The organism is Paenibacillus sp. RU5M, assembly GCF_900221055.1.
Lineage (GTDB): Bacteria > Bacillota > Bacilli > Paenibacillales > Paenibacillaceae > Paenibacillus > Paenibacillus marchantiae.
On sequence record NZ_OBQM01000009.1, the window covers coordinates 13,231 to 37,657 of the forward strand.

A 24,427-nucleotide genomic window follows, 5' to 3' on the forward strand; every position below is an offset into this window, starting at 1 on the left:
ATGCTACAACTTATCCGTGTCTTGTTTGAAATAAGAACCGATGATTCGCTGCTCAGGCAAAACGGCCATGATTCTTCCCTGTCTATTCATCACATATATCATATGGTATCTTTCTCTCTTTAATAGACGCAAAATAGTCTCCAAAGGTTTCGCCGGAAATGAGATTATCGGCTGCGCCAAACTGCCTGTAGCCGCATGACGGGTGAATGCACTTTCACGATTCATCAGAAATCGGATAAACCGGTAGGGAATATTTCGGTAATCGGTCACATTGGAATAGAACAGAAAAATTCCGATCAACAGGATATTTAACGGCAGCCCGTAATCACCGGTAAACCAGCGACCGATGGCAACCAAGATAACCCCTGCGCTACACAGAATGCTGATTCTGTAAGTCCACATCAATGTCGTATAGTAGGGAGCAGCAAGACTAACGAGTGCCTGTACAATTTTACCGCCATCCAGCGGCAACACGGGTAGCAGGTTAAATAGGGCAATCAACAGATTCCCCTGTATAATATAATCCAAAAAAAGCGGGTCTCCCAGGTTCCCATACTTCAGCAACAAAACGATTCCAACCATGAGCATATTTTGAAAAGGACCTGCCAAAGCGATAATGATCTCCCGCCGGGCTGTAATATTTCCGGCATCCTCAATAACGGCGACGCCGCCAAAAGGAAGCATCTGTATCGAAAGGACACGGCAGCCCAGAAGGGCTGCCGCTGCAGCATGTCCACATTCATGAATAAAAACGATCGCAAACAGCGTGATGAGTTCAATAAAGTTGCCAGTCAACAGGGAAGCCATCATGATAATCACAAAAAAAGGATGAAACGAGATACGTACACCCCACAACCTAATCAAGGGCAACCACTTCCGCAGGGTCTACGTACTGCTCGCCCTCTTTTACAGCGAAATACAATGTAGCAGGTTGATCATTTCCAGTCTCCTTTAGGCTGCCGACCGCGTCACCCGCTTCTACCCAATCATTCACCTGGACTTCACTCTCGTTCAAGCGTCCGTATATCGCTGTGACTTGACCAGAGTGCTGAATTACAACCGTTGTCCCATTTTCCGGGTCATCCAATACCTGAAGTACTCGTCCGGCATCTGAACTAACCACTTGAATAAGTCCCGTACCGCCAGCTTCAGGAACAATCTCAATGCCTTTCATGCTCAGAGTAAAAGGCTGAACGACAGTTCCCGAGATCGGTTTGCCGAGCAGATGTCGAATTCCCGAGCCGTTCACAGGATCGGTGGTATGTCCAAGAACAGGCAAGAATGATGGCGTTCCGCCAAAATGCCGTTCGTACCAAGCAGCAGCATAGGCAAAATCCATATCCCGATGCAGCACATCGGCGATTACAGTTTTGGCAGGTGTCGTCCACGAGGTGTTCAACTGAAACAATCCCCAGACGCCGCCGAATAATAAAATGCTAACCACCGTTCGTCCCACGAATGACTTCATCAGATTGAAGCGTGGATGGCCGCCAGGACCATAATGCCCATTCTCTTTTTTCCACAGCCACTCCGGATCTCTTTCCTGTTCCGCCAACGAAGATCTTGCCGTTCGTAGATTTTCTTGTATATCCATAGACGAGAAAGGATTACGTTGCGCAGATGAACGCTTATCGGATACCGAGCCCGATTCTCGCTGCTGCATAATTTCTTCCGTAGCACCATCCATTAACCGCCGAATGCGCTCTTCTCTTCTCTGCTTGATTCTGAGTTTCGTATTCATGGAATGTCCTCCCGCCGAGGCTTGTTTACTACATCTTATGAGGGGCTCGTTCATAATATGAACAAGCTTCGGCTGGAAGCAAAAATAACCCCACAACGTGGAGTCCTCCTGTGAAGTACATATCCTGTTCTATACAAGTCGCCTTTAATCAAAGGCTCCATAATAATCAAAAAGCCGGGCTTGAGGGCCACGGCTGTCATACATAAATGTGATAAGGAAGAGCCAGTTAACCCATTCCAAAAAACTTCTTAAAACGTGTGAAAGCACCCTTTTTTTGCTCCAATTGCATCAGAGGAACGGTATCTCCCAGAATACGACGGGCAATATTTCGATAGGCAATGGCCGCAAGTGAATCCGGATTCATTACTGTGGGCTCTCCCGAGTTGGCTGCCTTGATGACAAGTTCATCATCAGGAACGATCCCGATCAGATCAATATTAAGTACTTGTAAAATGCCGTCAATGTCGAGCATGTCGCCTGATTTGACCATATTGTTACGGATACGGTTCACAACCAATTTTGGCGATTTAATGTGCGAACTCTCCAGCAAACCAATGACACGGTCCGCATCACGCACAGCCGCATTTTCTGGTGTAGTGACCACAATGGCCTGGTCAGCTCCTGCAACCGCATTTTTGAACCCCTGCTCAATTCCGGCTGGACAATCAATAATGACGTATTCAAAATCTTTTTTTAGTTCGAGAATAATATCCTTCACCTGTTCTGGTGACACAGAGTTCTTATCTCTCGTTTGTGCTGCAGGCAGCATATATAATTCTTCAAAACGTTTATCTTTGACCAAAGCCTGATTCAGTCGGCAGCGGCCGTCTGCAACGTCGCACAGATCATAAATGATCCGGTTTTCGAGTCCCATCACGACATCCAGATTGCGAAGGCCGATATCGGTATCTACCAGACAAACCTTTTTGCCGAGCAGCGCCAGCGCTGTCCCGATGTTTGCCGAGGTGGTTGTTTTACCCACGCCGCCTTTACCCGAAGTGATCACGATCGCCTCTCCCATGAGCTACACTCCTTTAAACACATTAAAATCTCGGCGCAACCGAACGATATTGCTCATCTTGTCGATCTGCATCTGATTGTCCTGTAAATAAGCAAATTCCATTCCGGTCTCTCGGCTCTCCCACTCATCGGGAGGACGGCTGATGATGTCAGCGATCCGCAGCTGCGTTGGTGCAAACACCGAAGCAGCAATGATCGAGTCTTCGTCCCCACCAATTCCAGCGTGAGCCATGCCTCTGAGTGAACCCAAAACATATATATCTCCGGTACACGTTACTGTGCCCCCCGGATTGATATCACCAAGAAACAGTAGATTCCCTTCATGATGAAGCACCTGACCCGAACGTACCATACCACACATGGTTACAATCGGCGGCGGCCCTTTAACCTCTGGTTTAAGGGCCGGTGAGTCAATGGAACGAATGAGCAAATTCCCTTTTTGTTTCAATATATCAAGAACTGCTTCTTTCTGGTCCTCCGTCACTTCGCGGCTGCCCAGTTTGATATCCACATGAACAATCGGTCCGGTTAAAATATTTTGATGGCTGTGTTCCAGCTTATAGCGGAGCTCGTAGAGCAATTCCTCGAATTCACATTGATCGTCCAACAGGAAAACCAGGCCGTCTCGGATGCCTTTAATCGTTACGTGATTCGATTTTACCGTCATAAGCCTGTCCCTCCCATCTCATTACATTTCGTGCCCGGGTCCCCAAGTTCCTGCTTCTCACTCCATAAAATGTATCAAGAAGCTTCTTGTGCTTTGCTCTTTCTCTTACCAATCCGCTCCAGTTGTTTCCGAAGAGGAACATAAATGATCAGCGCGAACACAAAATGAATGAACAAATTGGGAATCATGTATTCAAGCAATGCCCAGTCAAATGTCACATGATTGAGTTGGAAGAGCTTGTACAGAAAGAATAACATGGTGTCATTCAGCAGACTTCCCAAAAGGACGACGGAAACCATAACCGGCAGTGGTGCACGTGGCGCTTGAAAAATAAGTCCCATCATATATGCCGATAATCCCATCGAGAATCCGTATGGTCCAATCATTTCGCCGTAGAATACGACATCGTGCAAGAGTCCAAATAATATGCCAAGCACCAACGCCGTGTGCCGATGATGATATACAGCAATAAACAAAATCACGATGTAGACCAGGTTGGCAGAAATACGCATTTGCCAGGCCGAAGGAATGAGCAGCGGAAGGATCGTTCCCTCAACAATGAACAAAACGAACAGTAACAGGAATAAGACTTGCTTGCGCGTTACCATTATTCTTTTACCTCAGGTGGGATAATCACAATCAGCTCTTTCCAGTCCAGAAAGCTTGCATATGGCTTAATAATCGCAGTCCGTGTCAAACCATATTCCCCAACTTCAACCTTCTCCACTTTGCCAATACGCATGTACTTCGGAAAATTGTTGATAATCCCGGAGGAGATGATTTCATCATCTTTTTTGATATCTGAATCTTCCGAGATCTTGGTCATTTTGAGCATGCCGGTCTTTGGATCATAACTCTCGATCATACCAAACACTTTTTCTTTACCAACCGCTGTAGCTGCAATGGCGTTGGATGTTGGATCATTGGCGTCCATGGATGTTAACAGATTAACCGTTGACGTATATGAACTGACATGACTGACAACCCCAACCAGCCCCTCTTGCGAAGTAACAGCCATTCCAGCCTTGATTCCCGCATTTTCACCAATATCGATATTAATCGTTCTGCTGTTCGGGTCAGAGTTGGCACTGATGACTTGAGCAATTCGTGAACCATAGTTATACCGATTCTTTTGTTCCTCTGTAAAATTGAGAGCTTTTTGGAGCTGTTCATTCACCTGCTCCATATCATTGTATTTCAGCCGATCTCGGGTATAGTGACCCATTGCAATGCGAAGCTCTTCATTTTCTTGATATACCGTACGCATGTTCGCCAAATCTTTGAAAAAGCCCGCTACAGAAGAAGCGGGCTTGTAAAATACGTATTGTACAAATCCGACTGAATCCTTCAGGAATTTCTCCGGCCAGGATAGAGCGGTTCGCGGACCGAGCGTAAAGCCCATTAACGCGATAAATGTAACAAGGCCCACCAGCAAAACAAAAAGTCTTTTGTTACCCAGCAGTTTAAACAGTTCGACCACCCTCTAACATCCATTATTCTCTTCCGAGCCATGCCCGGCGGGGAGACTGTCAGACTTATAGTCCCATCGAGAATATCAGTCGATTCTCCCCGGGTATGCGGGTAATAGCTCTCCCGGGGTTAACCGGGTCCTCTTCGTTGATATCATGCCCCTTGGTCGATAAACGAGCCAAGCATAGCATATATCAATTAACGTTTGGAACGAACTGCCGAACTGCTTCTGCTCTTGAACAAATGAATATTCTCAAGCGCTTTACCTGTTCCGATTGCAACGCAATCAAGCGGGTTCTCTGCTACGATAACAGGCATTCCTGTCTCACCAGCAAGCAGCTTGTCCAGATTGCGAAGCAATGCGCCGCCACCTGTGAGAACAATACCACGGTCCATAATATCTGCTGCCAACTCAGGAGGACATTTCTCCAATGTTACTTTTACAGCTTCAACAATGGCATTCACCGTATCCGCCAGAGCTTCGCTGATTTCATCCGAAGTAATCGTAATCGTCTTCGGCAGGCCTGTAACGAGGTCGCGTCCACGAATTTCCATTGTTTCCACTTGCTCAAGCGGCATAGCTGATCCGATATCCATTTTCAACTGCTCCGATGTACGTTCACCGATCATCAGATTATACTGGCGTTTAATGTATTGAATCACGGATTCATCCATCTCGTCACCCGCTACACGAACCGAACGACTTGTTACAATACCGCCAAGAGAGATGACAGCCACTTCCGTTGTACCGCCACCAATATCGACAACCATACTACCAGTTGGTTCCCATACAGGCAGATCTGCACCAATGGCAGCTGCAAAAGGCTCTTCAATCGTATAGGCTTCACGTGCTCCAGCCTGTTTGGTTGCATCTTCAACCGCGCGTTGTTCTACTGCAGTAATCCCGGATGGTACACATACCATCACGTTCGGATGACGTTGGAACATGGAGCGTTGTTTCTGCGCCTCACGAATGAAATATTTGATCATCGTTGCCGTTGTATCGAAATCGGCAATAACGCCATCTTTCATTGGACGAATGGCACGAATGTTACCTGGTGTACGTCCAATCATTTTTTTGGCGGCTTCACCTACTGCCTCGATGGTTTTTGTATCTGTCCGTATAGCGACAACCGAAGGTTCCCGCACCACAATTCCTTTTCCACGTACATAAACCAGCGTATTCGCTGTCCCCAAATCAATACCCAAATCTTTCGTAAAACCACCAAACATGACGTAATCTCCTTTTCTGCCTCATATAGCCGCCCCAGTGAATCAAGAGCATTTCATTTTCATTACCACCATAATGGTGGAGCTAATATTCGCATTTGTTTTGTGTTGCATTGTTTTGCATTTGTAAAGTGAACCTATCTTCTACGGACAACGCCGTCAACATTCATAGGAAAACATCAACGCCAACCATTATATTATACTAAGCCCTTCTCCTTCAAACTTACGTACGTTCCATCTCCGATAATAATGTGATCCAGCACGTCTATGCCTACAATTTCGCCGGCTTCGATCAGTCTTTTGGTTATTTGGATGTCCTCTGGACTAGGCGTAGGATCACCACTGGGATGGTTGTGTGCGCACACAATAGAGGCGCTGCTGCATTTGATGGCAGCCCGGAACACTTCACGCGGATGAACAATCGAAGCGTTAAGGCTACCCATGGAGAGTGTTTCCTGGGCAATAATGTGGTTTTTGCTATTCAGGAAAAGACACACAAAGTGTTCTTTCTGCAAGTAACGCAATTGTTCGGTAAGGATATCGGCCGCATCACGTGGGGTACGAATTGAAGTTGACTGTGTAAGTCTGCTCTTCGCAATCCGATGACCAAGCTCAATGCTAGCTTTCAGCTGTACAGCCTTGGCCATGCCGATACCCTTCATCGCAGTCAGTTCTTCCAGGCTCAAATCCATCAACGAGCGAATTCCACCCGCTTCAGTCAGAATCCGCTGTGCCATATGCACTGCGGATTCCTGTCTTGTACCTGTTCGAAGTAAGATCGCCAGCAATTCAGCATGGCTTAAGGCGCCCGCCCCATATTCCATCATGCGTTCTCTCGGGCGTTCTTCCTGGGGGATGTCGCGCATCATATATTGAGGCGACTCCATATGTTCCCTCTTTTCAGATCGTCAATTGCGGAATTTCATGTACGTGGCAATACATGTACGCCGAATCCATCCAGCATGTCGCTTAGCAAGGACAACGGTAGGCCCACCACATTGAAATAACATCCTTCAACACGTTCTATCAATGAAGCACCAATGCCCTGAATGGCATATGATCCCGCCTTGTCCGAAGGCTCTCCAGTCTGAACATACGCACGAATCGTAGCTTCAGACAGTTCCTTCATCGTTACATTAGTCTGTCGATATTGAACCATGGATTGTCCATTACTTGCATCGATACAAGCTACTCCCGTGAAAACACGGTGTACACGCCCCTGTAGACGAGATAACATTCGTTCAGCGTCCGCTTCGTCTACGGGTTTACCAAGAATATCACCATCCAGAACGACAACAGTGTCACTACCAACAATAACAGCATCCTGTTCGCGACCTTCCAGCCCGCGATAAACGGCAAGCGCCTTACGCATCGCAAGCTCCTGTACCGTCTGTTCAGGAGTCCATTCCGGCGGTGTATCTTCATCGGCGTGACTTGGTATTACTTCAAAAGCTAGATGGAGTGATGCGATCAGTTCTTTACGCCGCGGCGAAGTGGAAGCCAGAATAATACGACGCTGTTGTGTTTTATCCAAAATAACCGGCCCCTTAAGCTACGGCGACATCCTGTCGGATCACGCTAGTAGATATCATTTTTTTTAGTTTCTTCGTCAAAATTCGTCATTCTCCTATAACCTGCGATACAGCCATACAGCAGCAATAATACCGATCAGACTCAGGAGGCTCATTTGAAATTGAAGTGAAATATCATAACTGATAATATCCAGATCAGCCTGCGGCGACCAACGAATGGTCGTGGCTTTCGTTAGAAAGGCAACGGCCTTTACAGGCTGCAGTGCCTTGGCGATCCACGCACCGGCTAGCCAGCCGAGCAGCAGAAACAGCAATAACATGCCGAAGTTTTTTTTCATCGGTGATCTTCCCTCGCCATTTTTTGACACCCACATTATTATACGGGGTTTTGTACGTCAATACAAACACAAATCCGGCAAGGGGAACTATTTCCAGTTCCTTGCCGGATAGGTATTTCAAGGCTGTGTTATGGGAAAGCGGTGATTACTGTTTTATCGCTTCAAGCCATTTTTTTTGTTGTAATACATATTCCATCAGATCGGACTGTACAGACCACATATGCACATTAGCCGGATTTTTGTTGTATTCGGCAATTGCTGTTACCGCACTGGCCATCGATTTTTCCATCGCCGATACATAGGGTTGCACGTCTGCACTCAGGCCTGGTGCAATACTATTCAAACCGGTCAGCCAGAGCTGATGCTGGTTCTGTAATGAGGTCATCGTTTCGGTTGAGACGGCTTCTGGAACAGACTGACCAAGTTGCTGGATCGAGAGGGTAGACAGTTGTTCAACCAAAGCAGATCCACTTGCGAAGAATTGCTGCACATCCTCTGCTTTTCCGCCAAATACTGCCGGGTTCACTTCTGGGTTGACGATTTCCTTGACGTACAGCTCCACACCTTCGGCCTTAAGCCTTGAGCTGAGTAGCTTGGCCTCCTCACGGTCAGCCGAAATGCCAGCATACACCCGATTACCATCCTCCGGGTCGGAGCCTGCGGCAATGCCTGCCTGGGACAGTTCCACCTTCGCCTGTTCAGCGCGTTCAGGAGAACTGAACACACCATATTGCAGGGCATAATAGCTGCCACCTGTAGTCGTTGCCTGGAGCTGCTGTTCCGAACCTGCCACTCCCTGCTGACCTGTTACGGCCGATACCGCCTGATTGGCAGGGATCTTGCTCCCAGGGTCTACGGCACCTTCACGATTAAAAAAAGAAAGAATTACCATGCCGAAGAGGGCACCGGTTACAAGTGCACCCGTTACTGAACCAATCATTTTCCAGCCCCTTGGGGGACGATTTCGCTTATAAGAGTAGTTTTCACTATCTGCAAGCCAATCATGACCTCCATAATTCTCGTCCGATCTGTTCTCGTCCTCATCTCCCGGATACGCAGTAAGATGATTATAATTATATCCAGGCTCATCGATTTTCGAATCCTTGTCCGTTCTTTGGTAAGGTTCAGGTACAGTGGAGCCTGTCAGTATCGTCTCTCCCCAGTCACCGGGAATATCCTCTGGTGTCCATGAAGGCGTTGAATTCAACCGCGTTGGTGTTGGCGTTGGACTGTGCGGAATTTCTTCACTCAAAGCTACAAATGTGCTGGATGTGGGTATCCCCTTGTTTTCAGGCTTGTCCGACTCGTTATCCCCAAAGCGAAACGTCATTCTAGCATTGCTCACCCCGTACCCTCTCCTTTGTCCCATTTATAACAGCTATATGCGGAAAGAATTAGAAACATTCCATTTCATGCAAAAAAACCGCCTGCTTCGAAATGAAGTCAGACGGTTTTATGATTGTAATTATTTCAACCCTTTGGCAAGTGTATCGCCAACTTTCCAGATATCACCTGCACCCATCGTGAGCACAAGATCGCCTGGCTGAAGACGGTTCTGCAGATCTGCAACAACTTCTTCCTTTGTCGGAAGATAACGCGCAGAAGCATTACTGTTTTGAACAATGAGTTCAACCAGCCTAGCCGAGTGAACACCTTCAATCTGTTTTTCGCCCGCAGGGGAATAGATATCGGTAATGAGAACCTCATCTGCTTCTGCAAAGGCACGACTGAACGCATCAAGCAGGAAGAACGTACGTGTGTAACGCTGTGGTTGGAATACCGCAATGATACGTTTCCCTGTTGCTTTGGCCGCACTGATTGTAGCCTCAATCTCGGTCGGGTGATGAGCATAATCATCAATAATCAGCATATCACGCGCCTCACCCAGCACCTGGAATCTGCGTTTCGCTCCATGGAACTGGATAATGGCGGCTGTAATTTTCTCAAATGGAATACCTGCTTCCAGACAGGTAATAACCGTAGCCATCGCATTATAAACGTTATGTTTACCTGGAACTGACAACTCCACCTTACCCAACACATTGCCCTGATGGCTCATCGTAAAGGAAATTCGGCGGTCGCCAAGCACGATATCTGTTGCTGTATAATCAGCAGCATAATCAATGCCGTATGTGGTCACCCGTGATTTCAGCTCCGGTAAAATGGCTTGAACATTCTCGTCGTCAGCACATACAATGGCCGTGCCTTCTGGACGAATCTGACTCAGGAACTGCACATAAGCCTTTTTGAGTTCTTCAAAATCACTGTTATAGTTCTCAAGGTGATCCGCTTCAATATTAGTCACAATACCGAGCCAAGGGTGATACTGCAAAAATGAACCGTCGCTCTCGTCCGCCTCTGCAACAACCCAGTCGCCTTGGCCTGCCTTGGCGTTGGTGCCCACGTTCATGATTTCCCCGCCAATGATGTATGTCGGGTCTGTATCACATTTATCCATAACGAGTGCAATCATGGATGACGTGGTTGTTTTGCCATGAGCCCCGGCTACAGCCACACCTTTGCGCTCGTTCAGCAAACGCGCGAGCATCTGGGCGCGATGCAGAATCGGGATGTTCAGCTTTTCAGCTGCTACCCGTTCCACATTATCAGCTGGAGCTGCCGTGGAGTAGACAACCAGGTCTGCCCCGTTTACATGCTCTGCCGTATGTCCGATATATATTTTCGCTCCCTTGGCTGCCAGCTTCTCGGTCAACTCCTGTGAAGCGACATCCGATCCGGTAACGGTGTATCCCATCTCAAGCATAACTCTCGCGATGGCACTCATGCCATATCCGCCAATCCCTATAAAATGAACGTGTTCCGATGTATTTAACAAAACTTTCACCAACCTTTTTCAGAATCGGTTTGATGCAAAAGGGCTGCCCGCACATCTGCAATCAGGTACAATGTGCCGGACACCACCCCCAGATCTTCCGCTTCCGTCCGTGACTTCAATAGATCAAGTGCCTTTACCCATTCGGGCTCGACGATGATTTCCAGCTCCGGTTTCGCAATGGCGGGACGTACCCGTTCGACGATCTGCAGCAATTCGGCTGCATCCATTTTGCGTCGGAAATCTGGCTCGGTCAGGATCAGCGTATCCACTAGTGGCAGTATATGCTGCAAATACGCTTCGTGATGCTTATTCGCCAGCATGCCCATCATCAAAATTAACTTGTTGTGAGGATATACGTCGATAATGCTCTTGGCCAGCGATTCGGCCCCCTCCGGATTATGCGCTCCATCCAGAACAATGCGGGGCTGATCAACCACTTTCTCGAACCGTCCTGCCCAGAAGGCATGTTCCAGTCCAAGCGCAATATCTTCATCATCCAGCATAAATGCCATGTATTGGCGAAGCAACTCTAGTACCATAAGTGCGCCCGCTGCATTGTCGCATTGATGTACGCCCTGCATGCGAATACGAGCGTCCAGATCACGGAACGGTCCTGTAAAATGAAAAGATTGTCCGTTCTCATCACTGTCCAGTCTATGATAGGAGAAACGATCTCCCGCCAGATACACGGTTGAACGCAGCCGCTCTGCCGTCTCCTGGATCACCTTCACAGCCTCTGGCTGCGTGGCACAGGTAACAACGGGTACCCCCGCCTTAATAATACCCGCCTTCTCTCCAGCAATCGCCTCAATCGTATCTCCCAGTACATCCGTATGGTCCATACCGATATTGGTAATGACCGATACCACGGGTGTAACAATATTCGTTACGTCCATCCTTCCCCCGAGCCCTGTCTCCCATACTACAATGTCAGGGTAGCACTCTTCCGCATAATACAGAAGGGCGATTGCTGTAGATACCTCAAACATCGTAGGTGATCCAAGGGGAGTTGAAGCCATCTCTTGAACCAATGGATACAGGCGGTTTGAGATTTTGAGCAACGTTTCTTCCGGGATATCCTCACCGTTGTACTGAAAACGGTTTGTGAATTTGGTGATATAAGGGGACGTAAACGTTCCAACATCATATCCCGCCTGAAGAAGCACTGACGTCAAAAAAGCGCAAGTCGAACCTTTGCCGTTCGTTCCCGCGACATGAATAAATTTGAGACGCTGGTGAGGATTACCCAGCAATGACATCAATCCCTCGATTCGTTCCAATCCAGGTCGGATGCCAAAAGGAATAAGGCCATTGATCCAGTTCACGGCCTCGTCATAGGTAAGTAAAGGAGATGCTATTTCTGTCCCGTTAAGTTCCGTCATATGATTCACCTTTGGTTTGAGTTTGGTTGAAAAAAGCGGCCGGATGGCGCAGAAGCACTCCATCCGACCCGAATATATTAACCTTTCAGTTCCTTGATTCGTGCAATCACCTTATCCCGTTTATCGGAATAATCCGCTTGCTTGGCGCGCTCTTCCTCAATAACCTTGGCAGGAGCCTTGGCAACAAAGCCTTCGTTCGCCAGCTTTTTCTCCACACGGAGTACTTCGCCCTCAAGGTTCTGCAACTCTTTCTCCAGACGAGCCACTTCCTGATCAATATCAATAAGACCCGCCAGCGGCAAGTACAACTCAGCCCCAGTAATGACTGCAGTCATTGCTTTATCCGGTGAACTCAGATCCAAGCCGCTGTCGAACTCGGACGTATTACAGAAACGTTTGATGTAATGGCTGTTGCGTTCAATGATGCTGGATGTCTCTGCGTTGTTCGCTTTCACCATCAATTCAATTTTCTTGCTCATTGGTACGTTTACTTCTGCACGGATGTTTCGTACTGCACGAATGGTATCCATAAGCAGGTTCATCTCGGCAACCGCTTCTGGGTTCTCCAGTGCAGGGTCATACACAGGCCAGGAAGCCAACGTAATCGTTTCACCTTCATGCGGCAGATGCTGCCAGATCTCTTCCGAAATGTACGGCATGAACGGATGAATCAGGCGCATAGTCTGATCCAGCACATAAGCAAGCACCGATTGTGTTTTCTTCTTGGCAACCGGATCTTCCCCATAGAAGGACAACTTCGCAAATTCAATATACCAGTCACATAGGTCATCCCAAATAAAGTTATACAGCAAACGGCCTGTTTCTCCAAATTCATATGCTTCGATTAGACGCGTAATATCACGAGAAGTTTCGTTCAGGCGGTGCAAAATCCAGTAATCCGCTGTTCCAAGGTCTCCACTAATATCGCGATCTTCATAGGTGAACCCTTCCAGATTCATCAAAGCGAAGCGCGATGCATTCCAGATTTTATTGGCAAAGTTACGAGCCTGTTCCACCCGTTCCCAGCGGAAACGGAGATCCTGACCCGGAGTACTACTTGTAGAGATCATGTAACGCATTGCATCCGCACCATATTTCTCAATCACATCCAACGGATCAACACCATTGCCTAGCGATTTGGACATCTTGCGTCCGTCTGCATCACGAACAAGACCGTGCATCAGCACATCCTTGAACGGAACCTCTTCCGTGAACTCCAGAGCGGTAAAGATCATACGCGCCACCCAGAAATAAATAATGTCATACCCTGTTACGAGTACACTTGTCGGGTAGTAACGTTTCAGATCTTCCGTGTCTTCCGGCCAGCCTAAAGTAGAAAACGGCCATAATGCGGAGCTGAACCATGTATCCAGAACATCTTCATCCTGTCTCAGCTTGCGTCCAGCGTATTCTGGCAATGTTGTCGGATCTTCAGCAGATACAATAACTTCTCCAGTCTCCTCGTCGTACCAGGCAGGAATACGATGACCCCACCACAATTGACGAGAGATACACCAGTCACGAACATTCTCGATCCAGTTCAGATACGTTTTCTCAAAACGATCCGGAACAAAATGAACCCCTTCACCGCTTTGTTGCTTCTCAATCGCTTTCTCCGCGAGTGGCTTCATCTCAACAAACCACTGTGTCGACAAATACGGCTCAACGACAGCTCCTGTACGTTCGCTGTGTCCAACCTGATGCGTATGATCCTCAATGTTGATCAATACGCCCTGTTCTTGCAGGTCTGCAACAATCTGCTTACGGCAGTCACTGCGATCCAGTCCCTGATATTTGCCTGCTTCGGCATTCATCGTACCCGTCTCATCCATCACCGTAATCTGTGGCAGATCATGACGAAGGCCCACTTCGAAGTCATTCGGATCATGAGCAGGCGTTATTTTCACGGCGCCGCTTCCGAAATCTTTATCTACGTACTCATCTGCAATAACCGGAATTTCGCGCCCGATAATAGGCAGAACAAGCACCTTGCCAATCATGTCTGCGTAACGCTCATCCTTAGGATGAACTGCAACTGCCGTATCTCCCAACATCGTTTCCGGGCGAGTTGTCGCTACTGTGACATACCCACTTCCGTCTTTGAGCGGATAACGCAGATGGTACAAGTGACCCTGAACTTCTTTATATTCAACCTCGATGTCGGACAGTGCAGTCCGATTCACCGGGTCCCAGTTAATAATTCGTTTGCCTCGATAAATGAGGCCTTTTTCATACAGTTGAACAAACACTTTACGCACAGCCTGGGATAGACCTTCATCCAGTGTAAAACGTTCACGCGAGTAATCGAGCGACAAGCCCATCTTGCCCCATTGCTGACGAATGGTCGTTGCGTATTGCTCTTTCCAGTCCCATACCTTCTCCAAGAACTTTTCGCGTCCCAGATCATAACGAGTCTGACCTTCTTCACGCAATTTCTGCTCTACTTTGGTTTGGGTAGCAATACCTGCATGGTCAGAACCCGGCAGCCACAGTGCATCATAGCCCTGCATCCGCTTGGTACGAATCAGAATGTCCTGCAGTGTGAAATCGAGCGCATGCCCGATATGGAGCATTCCGGTTACGTTCGGGGGTGGGATTACAATCGTATAAGGTTCAGCATCTTTACGCTGGCCTGCCTTGAAATATCCATTTTCCATCCAAGTGGAATACCATTTTTGTTCCGCAGCTTTCGGATCATATGTGGTTGGCATTTCTGTTGCAGCTGAATTTTTTTGTTCAGACATGTGTCATTCCTCCGTTACTTATTCATCATCGCCAAAAAACAAAAAAACCTTTCATCCATCAAAGGACGAAAGGTTAGCTTTCGCGGTACCACCTTTGTTTCACGCAGATAGAAAGATAGACTACCCCTTCTGAACTTACGTGACACTTCAAGCAGATAACGGCTGCGACCGGCCCATCCTACCTTAGGAATGAATGATACTAAAGTTACTCATCCCTTGTATTCAAACAGGCAACTCCCGGGCGACTTCGATCAGTTGGTTCCTACGGAATTTCCCAGCGCTACAATCCCGCTCTCTGAAAGGTCATACTGTCTACTACTCCCGATCCACGTTGTTCTTCAAAAAACCTAAACACATCATACCCTGCCCGTGCCCGATAGTCAACCTGACAACAGCGGAAAAAGCGCGCTGCAATGCAGGTTGAGGGCTGACAAAGCAAAAACCCGCCATCCTCAAGGGATCACGGGTCGAAATGGTCATTAAACCAGCCTACAGGTTAAGGGATATATAGAATCTGTCCTTCTTCCACAACCTGTTCGGACAAACGATTATACAACTGGAGCTCTCGGGTACTTAACTGATATCGGTCTGCAATGGTATCGAGCGTCTCTTCACGCTGTACAATGCATAACTTCACCTTACGGAACGGGGTCTGATCGACAATGGTGCCGAGAAACAGGTTCTTCCACTCTACATCATCAGGCGGGTATGCTTCTTGCTGCTGGACTCCAGCAAGTGCCTCTTGCTCCCGTTCAGCCTCCGCCTCCCGTGTCACCCTGCCAGAGGATAACAAGGAGGAGATGCCTACGCCCTCTTCCTGCTTGGGTGCAGATTCTCTCTTGCTGCCAAAAGCAACCTTAAGCTCCGGCTTGTCTTCCGTCTCAGCCACAGGTTCAGGGATAAAAGATTCTTTTTCAGCGGGCTCATTCGTCTCCACCGCTTCAAGAGGAGGTGTGTTTTCCTCCGAAATTTCCGGTTCAGATGCTGCGAAGACATCCTGCCAGTTCTCTGACTGCGAACCTGCCGGAACATCTGCAACTGTCTGATCCTCCTGCTTTGGTTCAGATCGGGCAGATTCAAAATGCCATACGTCCGGCGCTGCCTGTTCATCCGAAGGCTGCAGATCCAGTTTGGAATCGGTCTGCTCCGAATTCCTTAGGTTCGTATGTAAGGTCTCGACGGAAGGCTCGGACCAGACAGACGACTCTTCAGCCAGAGGAAGCAAAGGCTCAGATTCAGGGTAAGAAGCCAACCTGTCGGCTGTCTCCGCTAAAAAAGACGAAACGGGAGAAGGCGTATCGGACAACACATCCGCTTGCGCTTCATCCTCCTTGTCCCTCAAGGACGAGGACTCTTCGTTTTCAGCTGTTTTGCTTTGCTCCGCGTTGCCATCCCCTTGCTGCCAGGATTGAAACGGTTCGGAAGCAGCTTGAAATAGATGTTCCTGCTGTAACTCCTCTTCGCTCCGTTGAAGCAGATACTCCTGAGCAAACACATTGGGATAGCTGCCTGTCTGCTCTGTTTCAGCAGAACGGCTGCCCTGCTGAGGGTCTGGCGAATGTACAACGGTAAACTCATCTGCTGACCAGACCTGCGGTTCCTCCACCGGAAAGCCCTCGATACCGCGAAGCGACAATACGCCAGTAATGTTCAGACTTCGGTTGGATAACAAATCGACATCAAAATTTTCGATCTCAATGGAAATATCCTCAAGCGATCTTACCCGGTTCAGGGGTACCGTGATCTCCACCGGAATAAAATGTTTGAGTTCCTCCGAGATCTCGTTCTCTCCCCGATACGCACCTGTTAGCAAAAGATGGCCTCGCAATGTTGCATGATCATCCTGACCTATCACCTGAATGCGGGGATATAACTCAATTTCCTCCAGTTCCTCAATTGCAGGAACTCCCTCTGACAAATGAACGCGCTCATAAATATCGAACCGTAAACCATAAGGTTGATTCAACAAAGGTGGCGTCCTCCTTTCGGCATATGTTCACCATGATCCTTCTCATGGGACTGATCCATGGTCCAAATCCTTCGTTACCCCATCTATATGCCTTGAATGAGATGAGCATGCCACCTTTTGTGCAAACCTTCCCAGTTTATTGGTCCTTGCCTTCCCGTTGTGCCAGTTGTTCAAAATCCTGCGGCCAAGGGTCTGCCACTTCAATTCGTGCACCTGTTAGTGGATGAGCAAAACTCAGTGTCTCACCATGAAGCGCTTGTCGACCAATAGAATCCCTTCTGCCTTCATATAACTCATCTCCAACGAGGGGATGTCCTGCATAACTTAAATGCACCCGAATCTGGTGTGTGCGTCCTGTATCCAGTGTCAGCCGGACAAGGGTCGCCCTATCCCATACCTCCACGATCTCCACGTGAGTTACAGCGTCCTGCCCACCTTCAGAGATACGTCTGCGTTGCTTGTGATGCCTGTCCTTCCCAATCGGAGCATCAATTGTATTCAGCTCCGTGGATATCTGACCGCCTGCAATGGCGACGTAATGGCGTCCAATGTCTTTACGGCGCATCGCTTCATCCAGTTTCGCGAGGGCAAAAGCATTTTTGGCATATAAAACAGGTCCAGTTGTGTCCTCGTCCAGACGGTGAACATGGCGTACATTCGCCTGAATTCCATTCATTTCGTAATAAGACGCAACCGCATGATCCAGCGTAATCGCTTGATCCGCCCGGCTCCCATCGGGATGAAGCTTCATTCCGGCCGGTTTATGCACGACCAGACAGAAGTCATCCTCATACAGAACATCGATATCCGCCCAACGCGGTTCAACATCGATCGGCTGAGACGCAAAAAGGGCCAGCCGAAGCCGGTCCCCTGCAAGTTGTATGCCTTGGTTCGTCTTTAGCTGACGCAACATTTTCTCTGGTAACTGAAGCTCAGACAAGAGCCATTGCTCTGCAGCCGTTTGCCTGTCTGAACTGCCTGTCACCGCTTTGCCTGGCATTAGCTCAAGCCATTCCCCACGACGTTTCCAACTTTTAATGGTCATAATGATTGAAGAGCCTTACGGTTTGCCTCGATCGTATCGTCAATATCCTGTTCCGTATGCACGCCAGAAACAAACATGCCTTCGTATTGGGAAGGTGCAACACTTACACCCTGATCAATCATGGCCGCAAAGTAACGACGGAATTGATCGAGATTGCTTTCTTTGGCAATATCATAATTCGTAACCGGAACAGCACTGAAAAATGGACATACCATCGAACCAACACGGTTAATCGTTATGGCTACACCCGTCTCTGCTGCATTCTTCTCAAACCCAGCCTGCAAGCGTGCAGACAGTGTCTCCAGACGATCATAGACCTCCGGTGTCAACAATTTGAGTGTCGTATAACCTGCTGCCATAGCCAGTGGATTACCGCTCAGTGTACCTGCCTGATAGATCGGTCCGGTCGGAGCAATCTGTTCCATCAGATCACGTCTGCCGCCATAAGCGCCCACCGGAAGCCCGCCACCGATTACTTTACCCAGACAAGTCAGGTCAGGTGTAACGCCATATCGTCCCTGTGCACAGTTCAACCCTACACGGAAACCGGTCATGACTTCGTCAAAAATGAGCAGACTGCCGTATTGAGACGTCAAATTGCGCAGGCCTTCAAGGAAACCTGAAACGGGTGGCACAACTCCCATATTACCTGCAACAGGTTCCACAATGACGGCAGCCAGTTCTTCACCATAACGTTCAAAAGCAAGCTTCACTGACTCCAGGTCATTGTATGGAACCGTAATCGTATTCATAGCCACACCTTCAGGAACACCAGGGCTGTCAGGCAGACCTAGTGTTGCTACACCAGACCCTGCTTTGATCAGCAAGCTATCGGCATGCCCGTGATATGATCCTTCAAACTTCAAAATTTTACTGCGTCCGGTTACACCACGTGCCAGCCGAATTGCACTCATGGTTGCTTCCGTACCGGAATTTACCATTCGTACGATATCGATCGAAGGCACACGGTCACAGACGAGTTTTGCCATCTCTGTCTCCAGCAATGTTGGTGCACCAAAACTTGTTCCTTTAAGGGCTGTCTCACGCAAAGCTTCTACAACGTCAGGATGCGCATGTCCCATAATGAGCGGACCCCAGGATCCCACATAATCAATAAAAACATTGCCATCAATATCATAGATTTTGGAGCCTTCTCCGCGCTCTGCATAGATCGGGGTAAGCCCCACCGATTTGAACGCACGAACGGGACTGTTCACACCCCCAGGTATGTACTGCTTGGCTTCTTCAAATGCGCTGCGTGAGCGCTCATCATTGCGACGAGTTCCTTGTTGTGCAGTCATGAACATCCTCCTTAATATAAATTTATTTCTCGGCCAACCAGCGTGAAGCGTCTTTTCCGTAGTACGTAATAATCATATCTGCTCCCGCACGTTTCATACTCAGCAGAATTTCCATAGCCACTTTCTTCTCATCAATCCAGCCTTGAATCGCCGCTGCCTTCACCATGGCATACTCTCCACTTACGTTGTAAGCAACCAGTGGCAGATCAAATTGGTCCTTGATCGTACGCATGACATCCAGATAGGATAGTGAAGGTTTCACCATCAACATGTCCGCGCCTTCGAGCACATCGGTTTCGGCTTCACGCAATGCTTCACGAGCGTTCGCCGGGTCCATCTGATACGACTTGCGATCTCCGAATTGTGGCGTGGAATCCGCGGCTTCGCGGAATGGACCATAGAATGCCGAAGCATATTTTACGGAGTAGGACATGATCGGAATATGACTAAAACCATTCTCATCCAGCCCGGCACGAATCGCTTGGACAAATCCATCCATCATGTTGGATGGTGCAATGATGTCCGCTCCAGCTTTAGCCTGGGATACCGCTGTTTTCACGAGCAGCTCCAATGATTCGTCATTGAGAACATCTCCGCAAATGTGACCGTCCACTTCCACGGTGTGCACCATACCACAATGACCGTGATCGGTGAATTCGCACAGACAGGTATCAGCAACAACCAGCAGCTCAGGATACCAGGACTTAATCAGCTTCGTTGCTTCCTGTACAATACCATCTTCAGCGAATCCAGACGAACCAACACTGTCTTTGGTTTCAGGAATACCGAATAAGAGCACAGCCGGAATACCCAGATCGGCAATCTCCTTCACTTCTTCCTGCAGACGATCCAGCGAGAAGCGGAATACGCCCGGCATGGATTTGATTTCGGATTTTACATTTTCACCATAAGTAACATAGATGGGTTGGATAAAGTCATCCACAGTCAAATGGGTCTCTCTCACCATATTGCGAATACCTGTGGATTGACGTAAACGGCGATGCCGCACAATTGGAAAACTCATACGTGTGAAACCTCCCTGAATAGTGATGTGGAGCAAAAAGCGAAGCGCGCCGGTATCGTAACGAATTCAGCACGCTTCATCTATCGATTGCGGTTCAATTTATAGGTTTAACGTGGAAATACAGCTTCTGTGGCAGGCTTTCGTTTCCACTCAGACAACACAGAAATCAGACTTTCAATGGTTGCTTCTTCAGCCATCATTGTGACCTTCAAGCCTGCTGCTTCTGCCGTCTTCGCTGTAACAGGCCCGATACATGCAACCTCTACATTTTCCAATAAAGGCAAAGGGTCCTGCAATCCCATTCGTTTCAGAATGCTCATAAAATTGGTGACGGTAGATGAACTTGTGAAGGTCATCGCATGAATGCCGCCCTCTTCAAGCAGCTTCAGCAGTTCATCGTCATCCTCGCCAGCCAGAATGGTGTCATAGATAATCGCCTCGGTGACCAGAAGTCCCCGCTCCCTCAACTGTTCAGGCAACCAGGAGCGCGCGAGATCTCCATGCGGTAAAAGAACCCTCTGCCCTTGCTTCAGTTCATTTTCAAAAGCTTCAAGCATACCTTCGGCCTGAAATGGGCCTTGGATGACTTCCGCCACGATGCCATACTTACGCAAAGCTTCCCCAGTGGAAGGCCCTACCGCCGCAATTCTCGCTTGATGAATGGAGCGAATATCTTTTCCCTGTTGCTGCAAATGACGGAAAAAGAATTCCACCCCGTTTACACTCGTGAAAAATACCCAGTCAAACGTATTTAACGCACCAAACGCCCGTTTGACACTTTCCTGTGCCGACTCCCCTGATGGCATCACGGTCTCAATTACCGGAAATTCATAAGGTTCACCGCCAAGTTCCTCGATACGGTTGACCAATTCACTAGCCTGACTGCGTGCTCGCGTCACCAAAATGCGTTTGCCAAACAGCGGCAGTGCTTCCGCCCATTTCAATTGTTCGCGCTGGTTCACCACCTCACCAACAACAATGACAGCGGGTGGTTGAAAATTCGCAGCGATGACTTTTGCTTCAATATCTTCAAGCGTACCTGTGATCGTATCCTGCTCTGCTCTTGTTCCCCATCGAATCAATGCCACTGGTGTTTGCGCAGGGCGTCCGTGGCGAATCAACTGTTCGCTGATATATCCAATTTTGGAGACGCCCATCATAAATACCAGTGTGCCTGTTGCATTCGTCACTTTATCCCAATGAATACTGCGATCAAGCTTGTCCGGACTCTCATGCCCCGTAATGATGGAAATAGAGGAAGCATAGTCGCGGTGGGTCACAGGTATTCCAGCGTAAGCAGGTACACTTATTGCTGAGGTTACACCAGGTACGATTTCAAAAGGAACGTCGTTTTTGCGCAGCAGATCAGCCTCTTCACCTACGCGTCCGAATATCGTCGGGTCTCCCCCTTTAAGCCGGACCACAACCTTGCCTTCCAGTGCGAGATCAACCAACAGCTGGTTGATTTCTTCCTGCTTCATCGTATGTCGATCCGGCCGTTTACCCACATATATCTTAACCGCGCCGGGCTTCATTTGTTTGAGTAATCTTGGACTAGCCAACCGATCGTAAACAACAGCATCCGCTCGACCGATCGATTCCCAGCCTTTTACCGTAATCAGCTTGGCGTCCCCTGGACCTGCACCAACCAAAAAGACCTTCCCCACCATGTCTTCATCCCCTAACTTCTGCCAGTATCTGCTCTGCTCCCCGTTCAATCAATCTCCAAGCCACTTCTTCCCCAAGACGAACCGGATCTTTGCCCGTCATTGCTTCTTTAAGAATCAGTCCACCGTCCGGCGTACCGACCATACCTGTTAATTGTAACGTGTTTTGTCCATTCGGGGAATCTGCATCTTGCTGTTTCACCCATACGGCATGAGCTCCAATCGGAACCTGACAGCCCCCATTTAATACACTAAGGAAGCGACGTTCAGCCAACACAGGAAATGCGGTTTCCGGATCGTTGTACAACTGCAACAGATGGAGCAGTTCCGCATCGTCTTCACGGCATTCAATGCCAAGCGCACCCTGACCTACTGCGGGAAGACAAGCTTCCTCTGACAGATATTCCGTAATCCGATCCTGCCAGCCCATTCGATACAGTCCAGCGGCAGCCAAAATAATAGCGTCCAAACCTTCTGTCTCCAGCTTGCGCAGACGGGAATCAATATTGCCACGAAGCGATTCGAGTTGTAAATCCGGACGGTATGCTTTCAGTTGACTGGATCGACGCAGACTGCTCGTTCCCACTCTTGCACCTTCTGGCAATTGATCCAATGTGAGTCCACCATTCGAAATTAGTGCATCACGTGGATCCGCACGGCGCGGAACAGCCCCGTTTGTCAACCCTTCGGGCAACTCGGAAGGCATATCCTTCATGCTATGAACAGCCATATCAATCGTACGATCCATCATCGCCTGTTCAATCTCTTTGACAAACAGTCCTTTGCCTCCGACTTTGGACAGGGTTACATCGAGAATTAAATCTCCTTTTGTAACAATTTTATGTACTTCAAAATCAAAAGCTAATCCTTCCCGTTCACAAATATCACGTAAATCTTGAATTACATGGCCTGTCTGGGTCAAAGCAAGTGCGCTTTGTCTGCTTCCCACTTTAATTGTCCGCATGTCTACATGTCCTCCTGATTATGGGATATCCAGTCCCCAATTTGTTCTTCGGTCCACCACTTAAACTGACCTGCACGGATCTTTTCCAGTACATTCATTTCGGTTAAACGACGGAGTAATTTAGCTCTGACACCTGGTGAAGATACACGTGCCTTTACTTCCATCCTCATCTGATACAAAAATTCAATATATGTCTCGTACTCATCTCCGAATTGCTGTTCCAATGTGTCACGAATTTCCGCTGCGGCTATAGGCCCTGCTCCAGCGGTCGATATCGCAATGCTCAGTCTGCCACGCCTGACCACACTTGGTGTAATAAAGGTACTTCGCTCAGAAGATATAGCGTCATTAACCAGTATACCCGCATCTTCAGCTTCTTGGACAACAGCTGTGTTCACTTCACTATGGTCCGTTGCTGCATATACGAGAAAGGCCCCCCGCAAATCTCCATTGCGGTAGGACCGGGCAAGCCATTGAATTCGGGAATCATGATGCAATTGTTGTAACGTTGGCGTAACTTCCGGACTAATCACCTTAATTTGCGCTTCCGCATGAAGCAAACCTTTTATTTTACGTTCAGCAACACGTCCGCCTCCAACCACGCAGCAGGATTTCCCTGATATATCTACAAATATTGGCGTGTACCGTTCCATCCCTTCACTCTCCCGTCCAACGATGAAACGCTGAATACGCATTGGATAAAAAACTGATAATGACAAAGCCGTATCCGATCAGCGTCCATCTCGCCATAATAACTGTGGAGAACTGTTTTCTTCTCTTAAAGACGAAGTACCCCACATAGATCGCTATGGCAAGCCCCGTTGCAATAACCTTGAGATCCAAGAGCAGGCTCCAGCGCGTTTCGGCTACAATGGACAATACCGCGAGCATGATAGAAACACCAAGGAGAGGTGTGCCAATCAGTGTAGCCCCATCCATATATTTGCCGATCACTTCGAGACTCGGCAGACGACGTACGGTATCATTCCATTTCTTATTCTTCAGCTTGCGGTGCAAAAACAGATATAACATGGCAAATACAGCACCCACCGTCAAAGCCGCAAAACCAAGATTGGCCAAGGTGATATGCATAATAAGCAATCCATGCACTGTCTGCCAGTTATGCAGAGATATCTCACCTGCTGTAAACCACAACCGGTTCAACACTGTAACCGAGAAACCAACCACGTTCAGCAACAAAATGACAAATTCGGAACGTTGAATACGAGTCATCACTAGAGACATTAGTACGATGCTAAATGAAAATATAAACAAAAAATCAAACGTTGTGTAGATTGGAAAATGCCCTTCGGTTAACATACGTAAAATGACATGGAACACCTGAAGTGCCCATACAACAACAAGAAACCCTGTGCCTGTCCGCTTCGCCCCCGCATTGCGTCGAATGCAGTCCGAGAAATAGAACAGTAGGCTCAGGGCATACATATAGATTAAAGCTTCATAGATTTGTTCAGCTAGGGTCAAGCTGCCCACCCG

The 24,427-nt window shown here is 48.2% G+C and carries 22 protein-coding genes and 1 other annotated feature; all 22 genes read right to left on the reverse strand.

Translation table 11 applies throughout. The features are described 5' to 3' along the window. Positions 1-3 precede the first annotated feature (3 nt). Positions 4-864 carry a site-2 protease family protein gene (locus tag CRO25_RS23130; RefSeq protein WP_063568122.1) on the reverse strand — a complete coding sequence of 287 codons (861 nt, stop codon included), beginning with the start codon at positions 862-864 and terminating at the stop codon, positions 4-6. Next, on the reverse strand, positions 857-1,741 hold the full coding sequence (locus tag CRO25_RS23135) for a M23 family metallopeptidase (RefSeq protein WP_179132243.1): 885 nt from the start codon (positions 1,739-1,741) through the stop codon (positions 857-859). Before CRO25_RS23135 ends, CRO25_RS23130 begins: the two co-directional genes overlap by 8 nt. Before the next feature lie 226 nt (positions 1,742-1,967). Beyond that, a complete protein-coding gene (gene minD / locus CRO25_RS23140) occupies positions 1,968-2,762 on the reverse strand; it encodes a septum site-determining protein MinD (protein ID WP_063568120.1) in 795 nt (264 codons plus the stop codon). Positions 2,763-2,765: 3 nt separating this feature from the next. Further along, a complete protein-coding gene (gene minC / locus CRO25_RS23145) occupies positions 2,766-3,428 on the reverse strand; it encodes a septum site-determining protein MinC (RefSeq protein WP_063568119.1) in 663 nt (220 codons plus the stop codon). A 74-nt stretch (positions 3,429-3,502) separates the two neighbouring features. Then, positions 3,503-4,036: a rod shape-determining protein MreD gene (locus CRO25_RS23150; RefSeq protein ID WP_063568118.1), complete on the reverse strand. Its 534-nt coding sequence runs from the start codon at positions 4,034-4,036 to the stop codon at positions 3,503-3,505. Beyond that, positions 4,036-4,908, reverse strand: a complete 873-nt coding sequence (gene mreC / locus CRO25_RS23155) for a rod shape-determining protein MreC (RefSeq protein ID WP_079696595.1) — start codon at positions 4,906-4,908, stop codon at positions 4,036-4,038. The genes CRO25_RS23150 and mreC overlap by 1 nt, the downstream gene beginning before the upstream one ends. A gap of 188 nt (positions 4,909-5,096) precedes the next feature. After that, positions 5,097-6,131 (reverse strand): rod shape-determining protein, encoded by a 1,035-nt coding sequence (locus CRO25_RS23160; protein WP_063568116.1) that lies wholly within the window; start codon positions 6,129-6,131, stop codon positions 5,097-5,099. A gap of 194 nt (positions 6,132-6,325) precedes the next feature. Next, entirely contained in the window at positions 6,326-7,015 is a 690-nt protein-coding gene (gene radC, locus CRO25_RS23165; protein ID WP_063568115.1) for a DNA repair protein RadC, read from the reverse strand. 35 nt (positions 7,016-7,050) lie between these two features. Next, positions 7,051-7,662, reverse strand: coding sequence for a nucleoside triphosphate pyrophosphatase (locus CRO25_RS23170; protein WP_063568114.1), 612 nt, complete (start codon positions 7,660-7,662; stop codon positions 7,051-7,053). A 93-nt stretch (positions 7,663-7,755) separates the two neighbouring features. Continuing rightward, the gene (locus CRO25_RS23175; protein WP_024633972.1) at positions 7,756-7,998 is read right to left on the reverse strand and encodes a DUF4321 domain-containing protein; all 243 of its coding nucleotides are present in this window, start codon (positions 7,996-7,998) and stop codon (positions 7,756-7,758) included. 145 nt (positions 7,999-8,143) lie between these two features. Continuing rightward, complete coding sequence (locus tag CRO25_RS23180; protein WP_179132244.1) at positions 8,144-9,343, reverse strand: SPOR domain-containing protein; 1,200 nt, start codon at positions 9,341-9,343, stop codon at positions 8,144-8,146. Between the two features lie 120 nt (positions 9,344-9,463). Next, the gene (gene murC / locus CRO25_RS23185; RefSeq protein ID WP_063568112.1) at positions 9,464-10,783 is read right to left on the reverse strand and encodes a UDP-N-acetylmuramate--L-alanine ligase; all 1,320 of its coding nucleotides are present in this window, start codon (positions 10,781-10,783) and stop codon (positions 9,464-9,466) included. A gap of 56 nt (positions 10,784-10,839) precedes the next feature. Then, on the reverse strand, positions 10,840-12,216 hold the full coding sequence (locus tag CRO25_RS23190; protein ID WP_063568111.1) for a folylpolyglutamate synthase/dihydrofolate synthase family protein: 1,377 nt from the start codon (positions 12,214-12,216) through the stop codon (positions 10,840-10,842). Positions 12,217-12,293: 77 nt separating this feature from the next. Further along, complete coding sequence (locus tag CRO25_RS23195; RefSeq protein ID WP_063568110.1) at positions 12,294-14,960, reverse strand: valine--tRNA ligase; 2,667 nt, start codon at positions 14,958-14,960, stop codon at positions 12,294-12,296. Between the two features lie 58 nt (positions 14,961-15,018). After that, positions 15,019-15,298, reverse strand: a binding site (T-box leader). A 158-nt stretch (positions 15,299-15,456) separates the two neighbouring features. After that, positions 15,457-16,929 (reverse strand): LysM peptidoglycan-binding domain-containing protein, encoded by a 1,473-nt coding sequence (locus CRO25_RS23200; RefSeq protein ID WP_079696598.1) that lies wholly within the window; start codon positions 16,927-16,929, stop codon positions 15,457-15,459. Between the two features lie 136 nt (positions 16,930-17,065). Then, positions 17,066-17,974 (reverse strand): RluA family pseudouridine synthase, encoded by a 909-nt coding sequence (locus CRO25_RS23205; protein ID WP_079696599.1) that lies wholly within the window; start codon positions 17,972-17,974, stop codon positions 17,066-17,068. Beyond that, positions 17,971-19,275, reverse strand: a complete 1,305-nt coding sequence (gene hemL / locus CRO25_RS23210) for a glutamate-1-semialdehyde 2,1-aminomutase (protein ID WP_079696600.1) — start codon at positions 19,273-19,275, stop codon at positions 17,971-17,973. The genes CRO25_RS23205 and hemL overlap by 4 nt, the downstream gene beginning before the upstream one ends. Positions 19,276-19,297: 22 nt before the next feature. Next, entirely contained in the window at positions 19,298-20,299 is a 1,002-nt protein-coding gene (gene hemB / locus CRO25_RS23215) for a porphobilinogen synthase (protein WP_079696601.1), read from the reverse strand. 107 nt (positions 20,300-20,406) lie between these two features. Continuing rightward, complete coding sequence (gene cobA / locus CRO25_RS23220; protein WP_079696602.1) at positions 20,407-21,969, reverse strand: uroporphyrinogen-III C-methyltransferase; 1,563 nt, start codon at positions 21,967-21,969, stop codon at positions 20,407-20,409. Between the two features lie 4 nt (positions 21,970-21,973). Continuing rightward, positions 21,974-22,930, reverse strand: a complete 957-nt coding sequence (gene hemC / locus CRO25_RS23225; protein WP_063566721.1) for a hydroxymethylbilane synthase — start codon at positions 22,928-22,930, stop codon at positions 21,974-21,976. A 2-nt stretch (positions 22,931-22,932) separates the two neighbouring features. Continuing rightward, positions 22,933-23,625, reverse strand: a complete 693-nt coding sequence (locus CRO25_RS23230; RefSeq protein WP_256336667.1) for a bifunctional precorrin-2 dehydrogenase/sirohydrochlorin ferrochelatase — start codon at positions 23,623-23,625, stop codon at positions 22,933-22,935. Further along, positions 23,588-24,415 (reverse strand): cytochrome c biogenesis protein CcsA, encoded by an 828-nt coding sequence (gene ccsA / locus CRO25_RS23235; RefSeq protein ID WP_371121670.1) that lies wholly within the window; start codon positions 24,413-24,415, stop codon positions 23,588-23,590. The genes CRO25_RS23230 and ccsA overlap by 38 nt, the downstream gene beginning before the upstream one ends. Between the last annotated feature and the right edge of the window lie 12 nt (positions 24,416-24,427).